General features: G+C 33.3%; 17 protein-coding genes. 10 read left to right on the top strand and 7 right to left on the bottom strand.

Features of this window, described 5'->3' with window-relative positions; all coding sequences use genetic code 11:
• The first annotated feature begins 10 nt into the window (after positions 1-10).
• The 3 genes from J2T59_RS05835 (at position 11) to J2T59_RS05825 (ending at position 1,324) form a co-directional block, all read left to right on the top strand.
• Positions 11-325: a hypothetical protein gene (locus J2T59_RS05835; RefSeq protein ID WP_259134859.1), complete on the top strand. Its 315-nt coding sequence runs from the start codon at positions 11-13 to the stop codon at positions 323-325.
• A 4-nt stretch (positions 326-329) separates the two neighbouring features.
• Positions 330-461, top strand: coding sequence for a hypothetical protein (locus J2T59_RS05830; protein WP_259134858.1), 132 nt, complete (start codon positions 330-332; stop codon positions 459-461).
• 239 nt (positions 462-700) lie between these two features.
• Entirely contained in the window at positions 701-1,324 is a 624-nt protein-coding gene (locus J2T59_RS05825; RefSeq protein ID WP_259134857.1) for a recombinase family protein, read from the top strand.
• A gap of 263 nt (positions 1,325-1,587) precedes the next feature.
• Here the strand turns inward: J2T59_RS05825 and J2T59_RS05820 are convergent, their stop codons facing one another.
• Positions 1,588-2,724: a site-specific integrase gene (locus tag J2T59_RS05820; RefSeq protein WP_259134898.1), complete on the bottom strand. Its 1,137-nt coding sequence runs from the start codon at positions 2,722-2,724 to the stop codon at positions 1,588-1,590.
• Positions 2,725-3,219: 495 nt separating this feature from the next.
• Between J2T59_RS05820 and J2T59_RS05815 the strand changes: the two genes are divergently transcribed.
• The 7 genes from J2T59_RS05815 to J2T59_RS05785 all read left to right on the top strand — a co-directional run bounded on the left by J2T59_RS05815 (position 3,220) and on the right by J2T59_RS05785 (position 7,986).
• The gene (locus J2T59_RS05815; RefSeq protein WP_259134856.1) at positions 3,220-4,128 is read left to right on the top strand and encodes an ABC transporter substrate-binding protein; all 909 of its coding nucleotides are present in this window, start codon (positions 3,220-3,222) and stop codon (positions 4,126-4,128) included.
• A 29-nt stretch (positions 4,129-4,157) separates the two neighbouring features.
• Entirely contained in the window at positions 4,158-4,868 is a 711-nt protein-coding gene (locus tag J2T59_RS05810) for an ABC transporter permease (RefSeq protein ID WP_259134854.1), read from the top strand.
• Positions 4,861-5,604 carry an ATP-binding cassette domain-containing protein gene (locus tag J2T59_RS05805; RefSeq protein ID WP_259134852.1) on the top strand — a complete coding sequence of 248 codons (744 nt, stop codon included), beginning with the start codon at positions 4,861-4,863 and terminating at the stop codon, positions 5,602-5,604. The genes J2T59_RS05810 and J2T59_RS05805 overlap by 8 nt, the downstream gene beginning before the upstream one ends.
• Positions 5,605-5,667: 63 nt before the next feature.
• Positions 5,668-6,219 carry a molybdenum-dependent transcriptional regulator gene (locus J2T59_RS05800; RefSeq protein WP_259134850.1) on the top strand — a complete coding sequence of 184 codons (552 nt, stop codon included), beginning with the start codon at positions 5,668-5,670 and terminating at the stop codon, positions 6,217-6,219.
• Between the two features lie 439 nt (positions 6,220-6,658).
• Complete coding sequence (locus J2T59_RS05795) at positions 6,659-7,009, top strand: DsrE family protein (RefSeq protein WP_259134848.1); 351 nt, start codon at positions 6,659-6,661, stop codon at positions 7,007-7,009.
• 33 nt (positions 7,010-7,042) lie between these two features.
• Positions 7,043-7,546, top strand: coding sequence for a ferritin (locus J2T59_RS05790; protein ID WP_259134846.1), 504 nt, complete (start codon positions 7,043-7,045; stop codon positions 7,544-7,546).
• A gap of 89 nt (positions 7,547-7,635) precedes the next feature.
• Positions 7,636-7,986 carry a desulfoferrodoxin family protein gene (locus tag J2T59_RS05785; protein ID WP_259134844.1) on the top strand — a complete coding sequence of 117 codons (351 nt, stop codon included), beginning with the start codon at positions 7,636-7,638 and terminating at the stop codon, positions 7,984-7,986.
• A 188-nt stretch (positions 7,987-8,174) separates the two neighbouring features.
• Here J2T59_RS05785 and J2T59_RS05780 read toward each other — a convergent pair whose 3' ends face one another.
• The 6 genes from J2T59_RS05780 to J2T59_RS05755 all read right to left on the bottom strand — a co-directional run bounded on the left by J2T59_RS05780 (position 8,175) and on the right by J2T59_RS05755 (position 13,368).
• Positions 8,175-8,828 (bottom strand): YggS family pyridoxal phosphate-dependent enzyme, encoded by a 654-nt coding sequence (locus J2T59_RS05780; protein WP_259134842.1) that lies wholly within the window; start codon positions 8,826-8,828, stop codon positions 8,175-8,177.
• Between the two features lie 290 nt (positions 8,829-9,118).
• Positions 9,119-9,778, bottom strand: coding sequence for a phosphate signaling complex protein PhoU (gene phoU / locus J2T59_RS05775; protein ID WP_259134840.1), 660 nt, complete (start codon positions 9,776-9,778; stop codon positions 9,119-9,121).
• A 4-nt stretch (positions 9,779-9,782) separates the two neighbouring features.
• Entirely contained in the window at positions 9,783-10,562 is a 780-nt protein-coding gene (gene pstB, locus J2T59_RS05770; RefSeq protein ID WP_259134838.1) for a phosphate ABC transporter ATP-binding protein PstB, read from the bottom strand.
• Positions 10,563-10,620: 58 nt separating this feature from the next.
• Complete coding sequence (gene pstA, locus J2T59_RS05765) at positions 10,621-11,481, bottom strand: phosphate ABC transporter permease PstA (RefSeq protein ID WP_259134836.1); 861 nt, start codon at positions 11,479-11,481, stop codon at positions 10,621-10,623.
• Positions 11,481-12,380 carry a phosphate ABC transporter permease subunit PstC gene (pstC, locus tag J2T59_RS05760; RefSeq protein WP_259134833.1) on the bottom strand — a complete coding sequence of 300 codons (900 nt, stop codon included), beginning with the start codon at positions 12,378-12,380 and terminating at the stop codon, positions 11,481-11,483. Before pstC ends, pstA begins: the two co-directional genes overlap by 1 nt.
• Before the next feature lie 139 nt (positions 12,381-12,519).
• Positions 12,520-13,368 (bottom strand): phosphate ABC transporter substrate-binding protein, encoded by an 849-nt coding sequence (locus J2T59_RS05755; RefSeq protein ID WP_259134831.1) that lies wholly within the window; start codon positions 13,366-13,368, stop codon positions 12,520-12,522.
• Positions 13,369-13,567 lie beyond the last annotated feature (199 nt).

Here is a 13,567-nt window from a genome sequence, read left to right as displayed (position 1 = left end):
GTGAAACAATATGGGAACAATTAGAGCAAGAGACGGGGGTTATAGCCCTCTGCAAGATAGTGGATATCGTAGAGATTTAAGTGAAGCAAGGGATACTGGAAGAACAGTAGATCAAGTTAGGAGTGCCAGGAGGACAACCAGACCACCAAGACCACCACAGAGACTAAGACGTGGATTTATACCTCCGAGTATGCCACTTAATTTAGCATCAACTGATAAAGGTATGTTTGGAACAGATCAAGAAATGGATAGAATATTTAGAAAATGGGATAATCCAGTTAAAAAAGGTACTGATATTTTAAAGAACGTTGGTTTAAGAAGGTGAAATCATGAAACTAAAAAAATATATTGAATCCCCAGAACATAAATGCTATGCAAGAACTTTAAAAGATGGCTCAACCGAAGTTCAAGTTTTTAAAAATAATTTACTTGAAAATATAATAATTGTGCCACATAAATAAATTGCAAATATCCTTTTTGTATAATTTAATGTACAAAAAGGTTAATTTATTATTTTTATTTGCCTTTTTGTGCTAATTATTGTACAAAAAGGTTAATTATATAATTATAAGTTATTTTTATTTATTTTATTATAACTGAAACGAATAATTATTGAAATGCTTTTTTATACTATAAGTTGAAACTTTATATATAAACTAACTTTTAACATACATATATTGTTTTTGATTGGGGAGATAACATGAAAGCAGGGTTGTATATAAGAACCTCTACGGTTGGCCAGAAAAATAGTATTTCTGACCAGAAAGAACAATTAAACAAATATTGTTTTGACAAAGGAATAGAAGTAGTAAAAGAATTTGTTGATTATGGCGTTTCAGGAAAAGATTCTGAAAGGTTGGGTTATAAAGCTTTGATTGAAGCTGCTCAAGAAAAAGAATTTAATTTGGTTTTGGTTACAAAAATTGATAGGTTCGGAAGGTCAATAGTTGATTGTTTGGTAAGTATTGAAAAATTGCAAGATCTAGGAATCGAGTTTATAGCAATTAACCAACCAATTGACACTTCTAACAGCATGGGAAAACTAATGTTGCAAATTATGGCAGCATTTGCAGAATTTGAAAGAGAAATTATTCAAGAAAGAATGGTTGCAGGCAGAAAAAGGGCTGAAGCTTCTGGGGTTATATGCCATAGGCCAAAGAAAGAGATCCCGAAAAGAAAAATAGAACAATATTTGGATAAAGGGCTTTCTGCTAATGCAATAGCTAAAATTTTAAATGTAAGCCCAAATTTAATCGTTAATAGATTGAATCAGTTTGGTTATATTTTTAAAAATGGTTCTTGGATTAAAGAGAAACAGAATTAAATAATTTAAAATGAATGTTTTAAAGCGATTTAAAGAACTTTTTTTCTTACACCCATACAAAACCATTAACTAATAATTTAAAATTTAATGGTGAGCTTTATTTTAGCTATTTTAATGTTTTTAATTGATTTGTATATGTACAAAATCAAACCCATACTTTACTATTAGATTAGATTTTACTCTTAACCTGGAGCTTTTGAGAGCCTTCTCAAGACACACAGAGCCATGTAGGTATGTCTTAAGAAGAAAACCAAAACCAATTTTTAATCATCGTTCAATTTATCCAAAGCTTTTATTAATAAATCTGGATTTTGTTTTAATAAGTCTAAAACTTCATTCACATTTTTAATATTTTCTTCTGACATTCCTTGATCAATTGGTAAACCACATTTAGAACAAAATTTTGCATTTGGTGGATTAAGATCTTTGCATCTGTTACACCTAATAGGTCTTATGCCAATTTCTGCGCCTTCTTCATCTACTTCAACACCAGAAGATTTTAAAATTGCATTTTCTAGATCCCTGTCGTTCATGTGAACGTATCTTGCAGCCATAGAACTGCCTTGAGTCCAACCTAATTGCTTTTTTAGTTGTTGCTCGGTTAAAGTGTTCGCCAGCTCTGAGGCCCTTGTGTGTCTAAATAAGTGAAGGTGAACCCTCTTTTCAATCCCACACTCTTTAACAAGCCTTTCTAGAAGTAACGCAACTCCTTGATATTTCAACGGTTGTGGTTCATTAGAACTGGTTTTTCTTGATAACCATAAGGGTGCATTCGGATCGGTGTTTAATTTGTGGTTTTCAACCCAAACACGCAAGTAGCTGGCTGCAAAAACAACCCTGTTTTTTCTATACCCTGTCTTTCCTTCTGGAAAACTGACAAGCGCTCCGTTTTGGTCAAATTTTACATCTTTGACACGCATCGACAAAAGCTCGCCAATCCTGCAACCAGAGTCATACAACAACGCAAATAAAGCCCTATCTCGCGGGTTATTACATGTATCAATAATAGCTTCAACTTCTGTTTTTGTTAAAACCTCTTCAGGCTCTTTTGACTCATATTTTACATTTTTTATTTTTATACATTCTAAAAGCCCTTTTTGGTTGGACACACCAACCCACTTCCTTAACGATCTTTCGTACTGGGCCACAGTTGCCGGATTTTCATATTTTCTAACAAGTTTACCCCGAATAAATTTTATGTCTTGTTCTGTTAAATTAAAATAATCAACATCTGGAACTGTTTTTAGTACTGCTTTCATTCCTATTAGGTAAATCTCCTTTGAATGCTGGGAAAGCCTGCAAATTAACATGTCATCAAGCATTAAATTAAATATCTTCTCCCCTTGCCCATTACCCAAATGTTTATTTGTTTCAATCCAAATATCAAAATCTTTAACCATGCCCAAAAAGATAACCTCCTTTATAATTAAGTAATAACTACACATAATTAAAGTATACTATTCTAATAAGCACAATTGATACTATTTTTTTGACTTTTTGGTTTCCTTCTAAAATTTATTCATATATTTAACTTAAAACCTTAGCAAAATTTTATATATTTTTCATAAGGTTTAGTTGCAACATTAAGTTGTAACTATATAATTATTTGAGAGATTAAAAAAGTTAGTTAGAATCTGTCTCTTGAGCTTGCATATAAAATATCAGATGTATTAGGAGAAAGTGTTTTTCATATTCAACTCCAAAAATAATTTTTTTTGTGGAAATCCAAACTTTATGTTAAGTCCAGTATAAAGTATGTTTACTTTATTCTTTTACCTAGCCTTTTTAAAATAACTTAATATTCAAACTTTTTATTAAAACTATAGAGTGACCAACTTCCTTATATATCATTATGTTGACTCAAACATATCTAAATTAACTGTTTGGAGGAAAAAATGATGCAAAAAAATTATGTTATAGGTGCAATTATTGCTTCTGTAATTATAGTTGTGGGCTTAGCTTTTTTTGTCTTGGTAAATGACGATGGATCCCAGCAGGTTATTACACTTGCAACGACAACAAGTACTGATGATTCAGGATTGCTCAAGGAATTATTACCTATATTTGAAGAAGAAAGTGGGTATCGAGTACAAGTTATTGCTGTAGGTACTGGACAGGCAATGGAAATCGGACGTATGGGCGATGCAGATATATTAATGGTACATGCAAGAGAGTTGGAAAATCAGTTCGTAGAAGAAGGATATGGAACTAACCGTTATTCTTTAATGTATAACGATTTTGTTATTCTTGGTCCAGCCAATGATCCAGCGGATGTTAAAGCTGCAGAAACTGTAGAAGAAGCACTTAAGGCAATTGAATATCATGGTTCTACTTTTTCATCAAGAGGAGATGAATCAGGAACTCATGTTAAAGAAAAAAGTCTTTGGGAGGAAGCAGGTATTGATACATCTACAGCTGGATGGTATAGATCTTTAGGACAGGGCATGGGTGAAACCTTGATAACAGCTAATGAGATGGAGAGTTACACACTTGCTGATAGGGGAACCTATCTATCAATGAAACACAATATTCCAAAACTTCAAATTGTATTTGAGGGAGAGGAAAAACTATTCAATCCTTACGGAATTATTCCTGTGAACCCGGATAAGTTCAGTGGTATTAACCATGAAGGTGCTAAAGAAATGGTCAAGTTCTTTGTGCGTGAGGATATACAAGAAAAGATTGGCGAGTTTGGTAAAGATGAGTATGGTCAGCCATTGTTTTTCCCTGACGCAGATGTTGAAAATAATATAAATGCCATTAATCAAGTTGCAGTTAGTGTACCAGTTTTAGTAAATACATAAGATAATCTGAATAGGATGTGGCCATTGAGATGAGCAGTAATATTCTGGCAGAAGGTGTATTAGAAGCACTTAGTTTACTAATTTCAATGGACTCATATGTGCTGGATATAATAGCTGTATCACTGCAAGTTTCTGGAACTGCACTTGTCTTAGCAGCACTGATTGGTATTCCACTTGGTGCTTTTTTGGGGCTAACCAATTTTCCAGGTAAAGCATTAGTAACAGCTCTATTATATACAGGCATGGGATTTCCACCAGTTGTAATAGGTTTGTTCGTATTCATTTTATTGTCTTCAAGTGGGCCTATGGGATCATTTGGATGGTTATTTACACCTTATGGCATGATCATGGCACAATCAATCATTTCATTTCCACTAGTTGCAGGTTTTACCATGACAGCTGTGATGGGTGTGGACAAAAACCTTATCCAGCAATTGAAATCATTAGGTGCTACAAAAGCACAAGCAACATTAGCTACTCTAAAAGAAGCAAGGTTAGGTGTATTAGTATCTATCATAGCAGGTTTTGGTGCAATTATTTCTGAAGTTGGTGCTGTAATGCTTGTTGGAGGTAATATTGAAGGTGCTACACGTGTGTTGACCACCGCTATTGTCTTAGAGACTAGAAAAGGTAATTTTGGTATAGCTATAGCATTTGGGATTATACTTTTGACCATTGCATTCATAGTGAATTTCACAATGCTTCGCCTACAGAACAAGGAGCTTAGAGGTAATGAATGAAGAGTTCACATACAAAATGGAAAATATCTCTAAAACTTATGCAAGAAAAACCGTACTTCAAGTTGAGAACTTGAACATTAAAAAAGGTGAAATTTTCTGTCTGGTAGGGCCTAGTGGTGCAGGCAAAAGCACTTTGTTAAAATTAATGAATTTCATTGAAACCACGGATACAGGGCACATAAGGTTTCTTGGAAAAACATATGGGCCAAGTCAAGTCCCACCTCTCAACCTTAAACGAGAGGTTACTACAGTGTTCCAGAGATCTGCATTAATGACAACATCTGTCTGGAATAATGTTATTTATCCCTTAAAGATACGTGGTAAAAAGATAGATGAAAATGAAATGAAACGTATAGAGAAAATATTAGATGATCTTGGTCTTTTAAAATTGAAAAGTCGGAGAGCTGACAAATTATCTGGTGGTGAAGCACAAAGGGTAGCTCTAGCAAGAGCAATAGTTTTTAGACCTACTGTTTTACTACTTGACGAACCTACAGCCAACTTAGATCCAGCAAACATTCATATAATTGAAACTATCATATCAAAATATGTTCAAGAAGTTGATAGCAGCATTGTTATGATAACCCATAATATATTTCAAGCTCGACGCATGGCTGATAGAATAGCTTTGTTGCATAAAGGTAAGGTCATTGAAATAAATTCTAAAAACGAGTTCTTTGAAAATCCACATGAAGATGTTACAAAAGATTTCCTTTCAGGACGTATAATATTTTAAGTATAGAAATTAAAACTTATCTATAATAGTAAATTAATAGTATCTTTTCGGGAGATTTGAATAATGGATGCAAAAGCTAAAGTTTGGATTGATAAGAATGGGAAAACTATTATGGGTAAAGGTAAAGCAGCTCTTCTAAAAACAATTGACCAAGAAGGTTCCCTCAATAAGGCCTGTAAGAAATTGAACATATCCTATAAACATGCATGGAATATGCTCAGAACAATTGAAGAAAATAGTGATGAAAAAGTTGTATTCACAGTAAAAGGTGGGAAGAATCAAGGTACATTTCTAACAAATTATGCTAAAACCCTTCTAGAAGAATATGATTCCTATCAGAACGTTATACATGAAACTGTAGAAGACGATACTTTTTGGGAAAATGTTGGTCTCAAGATAACTGCAAGAAACCAGATTTCAGGTAAAGTTATTGAAGTCGATCAAGGTGATGTTATATCTAAAGTAAAAGTTGAAATTGACCCTACTATAATTACTTCAGTAATAACTCAAGAAGCTGTATCCAAGCTTGATATAAAGGAAGGAGATGAAGTATTTGCAATTATAAAGTCAACTGAGGTTATGTTAGGTAAACAGTCTAAAACAAAAAGAAATTGAGCAAACTTTAGGTACTTATCTTAGATCCCAGTTAAACTACTAATACAGTTAACCTAAATATTCTCGCACAGAAAAAATGCTGTAACATTGCCATAATTTCTTAAAATTTAAAAGTTAAATCTATAACCTTAATTAAGTTCAAGATTGTTATACCATACCAGCTACTCTTTATTCTAAATATATTTTTATTCTACCTGTATGTGATTGAAATGCATTTTGAAGTGGTTAACAAACACGGTAATGTACTCTTACTCATCGAACCTAGTACAAATAAAAAATCTAATAGCTTTAAACCTTATTAATATTTTTAAAATAAGTTTGTAGTACTTCTATATTTTTAAGTATAATGTCCATATTCCACAATTTTCTTATAGAATTTCTTACATATATATGGTACAGGGGAAATAAGTTACTTTCTATTAATTAAAAAGGTGGTTAATTGACTCGTAAGATAGTTGTATATGCATTTAACGGGGAAGTAATGTGCTTTATGCATGCTTTACTTAATGTACTTGATATGAAACAAAAAGAATTTGATGTGAAATTGGTAATAGAAGGATCTGCGACCAAGCAGATAAAGGAATCACAAGGCGAAAATAGTCCAATAGCTCAACTCTATGAGAAAGTAAAAAGTGCTGGCCTAATAGACTGTGTTTGTAAAGCTTGTTCGAATAAAATGGGTAGTCTTGAAGATGCAAAAGAACAAGGCCTTCCTATATGCGATGATATGTCTGGTCATCCTAGTATGTCTAAATATATTGATGAAGGTTATGAGATAATAGTAATATAATGTTAAAGTAAAAGAATAATATGGAGGGAAATAATGTTAACTGAAAAAATGAACAAAGCTCTAAATGAACAAATTAATAAAGAGATGTATTCAGCTTACCTTTACATGGCCATGTCAGCACAGTGCACACACGATGGACTAAATGGATTTGGTAACTGGTTCATGGTTCAATATCATGAAGAAATGGCACATGCAATGAAAATATATGATTATGTCAATGAACAAGGTGGTAAGGTTACATTAGAAAATATCGAAAAGCCACCTGAACAATTTGGTACACCTCTAGAGATGTTTCAAGCAACATTAAAACATGAACAATTTGTCACAAGTTCTATAAATAACCTTGTAGCACTTGCATATGAAGAAAAGGATTATGCTACACAGATTTTCCTACAGTGGTTTGTTACTGAACAAATCGAAGAAGAAGCCAATGATAATGACATGATAGCAAAGCTTAAATTAATAGGAAATGATGGTAATGGTCTATTTATGCTAGATAAAGATCTAGCTAGTAGAACATTTACACAGATAAACTAAGTTTAAATTAAGTTGAATATTAGTCAAATAGTAAAAGATAAGAATTAAATTATTAAATTTATATTTTGAAGTTTATAGGAGATACAAATATGGAATTTGCAGATATTTTGAAAGGAAAGGAAGTTGAGGGTAAAGAAAAACATGTACCCGAAATAGAGATTATAAGGGGTCATGGGCAAGCTAATGTTGATTTTGTACGTGTAGTAGTAGGAAAGGAAGTTCCGCATCCAAATACTGTAGAGCATCATATAGAATGGGTAGAACTTTACGGAGTTACAAAAAAAGGACAAACCATTAATTTTGGTAAAATGAGTTTTGAGCCGGTGCATACAGAACCTGTTGCTTCTTTCCATGTAAACAATATCGATGAATTTAAAGCATTCTGTGCACTAGAATATTGTAATATACACGGTCTGTGGCAGAACTGCATTGAAATGTAAATTTTATCAGGTTTGAACTACAGTATAAAGGTAAAATATAATTTAATAAATTTTTACTAGTAATTAAAATCTTTTTAGTAAATTAAATTTATTTTCATTTAATGTAGATTCAAACCTTTATATTTTGCATTAAATTTAGCCGATAAACCTCTTTTAATTGAATGAAACTATAAATTATCTATTAGTTTCTAATTTTCCCGTTTCCCAAATATAGCAGAGCCTATACGAACTATAGTAGCACCTTCTTCAATAGCTATTGGATAATCATTTGACATTCCCATTGATAGTTCTTTAAGTTCTATATTTCCCTGATTATTCACACTAAGATCATAATAAAGTTTTTTCATTTTACTAAAATATGGACGTGTTTTTTCGGGTGGAAGGTATGGTGGAATGCACATGAGGCCTTCTACAACAACACTGTTAAAAGATTTTATTTTAGGAAACAAGTTATTTATGCTACTTAACTTAAAACCATGTTTTTGGGGTTCGTCACCAATGTTTATCTGAAGATAAATTCGTTGGATTTTATCAATATCATAAGCCCTTTTATTAATCTTCCTTAAAACTTTCAATGAATCAACCGATTGAATGACATCAAATAATTGAACTGCTTTTTTCACTTTGTTACGTTGCAAATGTCCTATTAAATGCACTTCTTCGCATGGTAATATATTTTCCTTTTTTTCTTCGTATTCTTGTACTCTACTTTCACCAATAATACTAGCACCTGCTTGAATAGCTTCATTTATTCTTGGAGATTCAATGGTTTTAGTGACACATACAAGTTTAGTGTTTCCAATCTCATCTTGAACCCTAGTTAGATTCTTGGCAACTGACATGATTTACCTCAACTAATTATTAAAAAATCTAAATCCAATTTAGCATACATCTGATTCAATATTAAATAAATTCATGTTAGTAAAAATAATATGTGGTTAACATATAAGAATAAGTATAATGTTTATTGTCTTATTGCAAAAACTCCACAAATATTTTAAAATAATTAAAAGTAATTGTTTGATAACAATACTTTTTAAAAGTTTAAATATTGCTGACAAACAAACATTTTGAATAATAAAAAATATAAAAAATATAATTAAAAAGATATATGTGTCAGTATCAATTCAATTTAATTCAACTCAACTCTCTCCCCTGTAACCATGTAAACAACACTTTCACAAATGTTACATGCATGGTCACCGATACGCTCAAGGTACCTGATAACAAATAGAAGATTTGAAGCATTGGTTATAAGAGAATTATCTTTACATACAGAACTCATCATTTCAATTAATTCCATCCATACAGAATAAAATAATTTATCTATCTCCTCATCTTTTTTTGCGGTTTGTTTTGCTAATTCTATATCAGAAGTTTCAAACGCTATTATTGAATCCTTTAACATAGAGTAAGCGATATTGCCCATTTTTTCAGTATCTATCAATGGTTTGATATGTTCTTCATCAATACGTTCCGATAAAAGTGCGATATTTACAGCAAGGTCACTCATTCTCTCGAGATCAAGTGATATCTTAAGACAAGATGTAATTAATCTAAGGTCACCAGCCATTGGTTGTTGTAACGCGATCAGTCTTAAAACGGATGTCTCGACCTCCATCTCTTTATTATCAATAACATCATCCATAGCAACTGTAGATTTGGCTAGTTCATAATCTAGATCGATAAATGACCGCATGCCGTTCTGAATAACTTCATTTGACATGTCACCCATTTCGACAATTTTCTTCTTCAACTTTAAAAGTTCATTTTCATATCTCTCTCTTACCATTAAATCACCCAAATCTACCAGTAATATAATCTTCAGTACTTTTAACTCGTGGATTCTCAAAGATCTGTTCAGTATCCCCATACTCCATTATTTTACCATGAAGAAAGTAGGCTGTATAATCTGAGATTCTAGCAGCTTGCTGCATGTTATGTGTAACAATAACAATAGTATAGTCCTTTTTCAAATTCATTATCAATTCTTCGATCTTAGCAGTTGAAATTGGATCTAGAGCACTACAAGGTTCATCGAATAAAATGATTTCAGGATTGACAGCCAACGTTCGTGCAATACATAATCTTTGCTGTTGACCTCCACTTAAATCTAAAGCGGACTTATCTAATCTATCAGAAACTTCATCCCATAATGCTGAAGATTTAAGGGATTCTTCAACTATTCGGTTTAATTCATTCTTATTCTTAATACCATGGATTTTTGGACCATAAGTTATATTCTCTGCTATTGACATTGGAAATGGATTAGGTTTTTGAAAAACCATGCCAACTTTTTTCCTTAATTCAACAACATCAATATCAGGGTCATATATGTTTGTACCATCAACAACAACATCTCCCTCAACTCTACAACTTCTTATAAGATCATTCATCCTATTAAGACATCTAATAAATGTAGACTTACCACATCCTGAAGGACCGATCAAAGATGTGACCTGATTTTTTGGCACATCTATAGAAATTTGCTTAAGAGCGTGGTTAGTACTATACCAAAGATTCAGGTCACTGACTTTTATACCAATATCACGTCCCTGAAACAACCCATTCACCATTATATCATTACCTCTTCAATATTTTTTTAATAATCTCAATATCCTTTCCAAATTAAGTTCATCCTAGTCTCAGTTTTCTCCTGTAATGTCGTCTGATCAATATAGCTATAGTATTAACTCCCAGTACCACAAGCAAAAGAACTAATGCAGTACCATACTGAATATGTCTTGTTCCTTCTATATCAACACCGTCAGTTGCTAGTACATATAGATGATATGGAAGTGCCATAAACCTATCAAATATCGAACTTGGCAATTGAGGTATAAAATATGCGGCACCGGTGAATAAAATTGGAGCAGTTTCACCTGCAACTCTGCCAATACTCAAAATTGATCCAGTTACAATTCCCGGTAATGCAGTAGGTAACACAATTTTCCTTACAGTCTCCCAACGACTAACACCTAATGCAAGTGATGCATGCCGATATTCCATAGGAACTGAAAGTAAAGCTTCCTGACTCGCTCGAACGATTACAGGTAACACCAGTATACCTAATGTCAAAGATGCTGCAATTACTGAAGAGCCAAATCCAAAATATCTCACAAAAAGAGCTAGACCAAACAGACCAAAAACAACTGATGGAGTACCTGCAAGATTATTTATAGCCATTTCAATTGCCCACTTGAATCTACCAGGTTTTGAATATTCATTCAAATATATAGCAGCTAGGACACCCATTGGAAGTGAAGCTAACATTGAGAATACGATTAATAATACTGTACCTACGATAGCAGGGAAGATTCCACCTTCAGTCATCCTACTTCGTGGCATGCTTGTTAGAAATTCCCAGCTAAGTGCAGTATAGCCATTAGATATTATAAAGTATAATATTATCAACACTGAAGCTACTACTGTGAGCATCGAAAGACCGATGAAGGTAAATGCAAGTTTTTCATTGGTACGGGAAGACAAACTCATCAGGATCCCTCCAATTTGAATTTATACCTGTTTTTAATCCTATCTGCAATCAAATTAAGTATAAAAGTTGTTAAGAACAAGACGGAACCCACTGCAAACAGTGCATGGTAATGTTCGCTCCCCATAGACACTTCACCCATCTCAAGTGCAATGGTTGCTGTCATTGTCCTCACAGATTCGATTATACCTTCAGGCATTCCTGGTATTACCGCAGCATTCCCTGTAACCATCATAACTGTCATAGTTTCACCAATAGCGCGGCCAATACCTAGTATAACTGCTGCTGAAATGCCTGATAACGATGCTGGTAATACAACCTTATAGATAGTTTGCCAACGTGTAGCACCCATTGCTAATGATCCTTCCTTCAAAGAAGAAGGTATAGAACTAATTGCATCTTCTGCAATCGAGATAATTGTTGGGAGTGCCATAATAGATAACATTATAGAGCCTGTTAGCGCAACCTGGCCCGTTGGAAGATCCAACCATAATTGGATATATGGTGCAAGTACCACCAATCCAAAAAAACCATAAACTACAGAAGGTATACCTGCAAGTATCTCTACAAAAGGCTTGAGTACCTCAGAAACTCGCGGATCAGCTATCTCCGAGATATATATAGCTGAAGTTATCCCTAACGGAACTGAGATGCATATAGCACCAAAAGTTACTAATAGTGATCCAAGGAACAATGGCACTAATCCATATTGCGGATTATACGATGTCGGATGCCAAGCTTGACCCGTGATAAATGTAGAAAACGAATATGTATCAAAGAGACCTAATCCGTCTCTGAACAAGAACAAGAAAATCAAAATCAATATTAAAACTGTAGCAGTTGCTACAGCAAATAATGTTGATTCAATCATTTTTTCTTTGTGCCATCTTTTAAAAGACATTCTCATCAACCATTCCTTTAATTATTACATTTATATACTGACCTTTAATAGCAGCTAGGCTACTAGGTGCACAAATCCATTCTAACTTTAAAAAAATGAAAATTTGGGTAAAGTCAGTATCATCCAATACCTTATTATTTCAACGTGCTGGGAAATATCCAACATCCATGACAATATCTTGTCCTTCTGTACTAAGCACAAAGTCCAAGAACTCCTTAGTCAAACCTGTTGGTTCCCCATTTGTATAGAAATGTAATGGTCTTGCAAGTGAATAATCACCGGATTGTATGGATTCAGCAGTTGGAGGTACTGGCCCTTGACCTTCATCTAGTGACAAAGCCTTGGTACGATCATCAAGATATGCATATCCAACATATCCAATAGCTCCCCTGTTTTGAGATACTTCCTGTACTATACCACCAGTAGCTCCCATACTAAGTATATGTGATCCATAATCTTCTCCATCTAGAACAGCATCCCTTACGAAAGCATATGTTCCAGAACTACTATCACGTGAAACTGCACTGATAGTTCGATCCTCGCCACCAACTTCATTCCAGTTTCTTATAGTGCCTGTATATATTCCTTTCAATTCCTCAAATGTCAATTCAGAAACTGGATTATCTGGGTGTACTACGAAAGTTATCCCATCCCAAGCAATGGTATGTTCTATTGGTTCAACATTATTTCGACGAGCTGAATCAATCTCTTCTTGTCGCATGTCACGTGAAGATTGTGCAATATCAATCTCATTATCAATCATTGCAGCAATACCCACACCTGATCCACCACCTGAAACACTTACTCTGTGTTCAGGATACTTTACCATAAATTCTTCTGAAAGTGCTTGTGATGCAGGTAGCACTGTAGAAGAACCAGTAATTGTTAATTGTTCACCCGTATCACGGTCCAAGCATCCAACTCCCACCATTGTGATCATCATAACCACTATTGAGAGAAGGAACAATTTTTTCATTTTACTATCCATATACGATCTTATCTCCATTAATAGTCATTTTTCCTATCAATACGAATGTAAAAATGAAAAACTAGACTATATATTTTACCTATATAATATATATACTTCTATATATTATATATAGAATATATACATTAGGTTTTTATTAATAGATTCAAAATGAAATGCAATGTTTTAACTATCCATTTCAATAAATTTGAACAATGTT

The organism is Methanosalsum natronophilum, assembly GCF_024808815.1.
Classification (GTDB): Archaea; Halobacteriota; Methanosarcinia; order Methanosarcinales; family Methanosarcinaceae; genus Methanosalsum; species Methanosalsum natronophilum.
This window is presented reverse-complemented; position numbering and strand designations above follow the sequence as displayed.

Excerpts from the sequence above, each read along its gene's own strand:
- J2T59_RS05835 (WP_259134859.1), top strand. The coding sequence starts at position 11 with ATGGGAACAATTAGAGCAAGAGACGGGGGTTATAGCCCTCTGCAAGAT.
- J2T59_RS05830 (WP_259134858.1), top strand. The coding sequence starts at position 330 with ATGAAACTAAAAAAATATATTGAATCCCCAGAACATAAATGCTATGCA.
- J2T59_RS05825 (WP_259134857.1), top strand. The coding sequence starts at position 701 with ATGAAAGCAGGGTTGTATATAAGAACCTCTACGGTTGGCCAGAAAAAT.
- J2T59_RS05820 (WP_259134898.1), bottom strand. The coding sequence starts at position 2,724 with ATGGTTAAAGATTTTGATATTTGGATTGAAACAAATAAACATTTGGGT.
- J2T59_RS05815 (WP_259134856.1), top strand. The coding sequence starts at position 3,220 with ATGATGCAAAAAAATTATGTTATAGGTGCAATTATTGCTTCTGTAATT.
- J2T59_RS05810 (WP_259134854.1), top strand. The coding sequence starts at position 4,158 with ATGAGCAGTAATATTCTGGCAGAAGGTGTATTAGAAGCACTTAGTTTA.
- J2T59_RS05805 (WP_259134852.1), top strand. The coding sequence starts at position 4,861 with ATGAATGAAGAGTTCACATACAAAATGGAAAATATCTCTAAAACTTAT.
- J2T59_RS05800 (WP_259134850.1), top strand. The coding sequence starts at position 5,668 with ATGGATGCAAAAGCTAAAGTTTGGATTGATAAGAATGGGAAAACTATT.
- J2T59_RS05790 (WP_259134846.1), top strand. The coding sequence starts at position 7,043 with ATGTTAACTGAAAAAATGAACAAAGCTCTAAATGAACAAATTAATAAA.
- J2T59_RS05785 (WP_259134844.1), top strand. The coding sequence starts at position 7,636 with ATGGAATTTGCAGATATTTTGAAAGGAAAGGAAGTTGAGGGTAAAGAA.
- J2T59_RS05780 (WP_259134842.1), bottom strand. The coding sequence starts at position 8,828 with ATGTCAGTTGCCAAGAATCTAACTAGGGTTCAAGATGAGATTGGAAAC.
- phoU (WP_259134840.1), bottom strand. The coding sequence starts at position 9,778 with ATGGTAAGAGAGAGATATGAAAATGAACTTTTAAAGTTGAAGAAGAAA.
- pstB (WP_259134838.1), bottom strand. The coding sequence starts at position 10,562 with ATGGTGAATGGGTTGTTTCAGGGACGTGATATTGGTATAAAAGTCAGT.
- pstA (WP_259134836.1), bottom strand. The coding sequence starts at position 11,481 with ATGAGTTTGTCTTCCCGTACCAATGAAAAACTTGCATTTACCTTCATC.
- pstC (WP_259134833.1), bottom strand. The coding sequence starts at position 12,380 with ATGTCTTTTAAAAGATGGCACAAAGAAAAAATGATTGAATCAACATTA.
- J2T59_RS05755 (WP_259134831.1), bottom strand. The coding sequence starts at position 13,368 with ATGGATAGTAAAATGAAAAAATTGTTCCTTCTCTCAATAGTGGTTATG.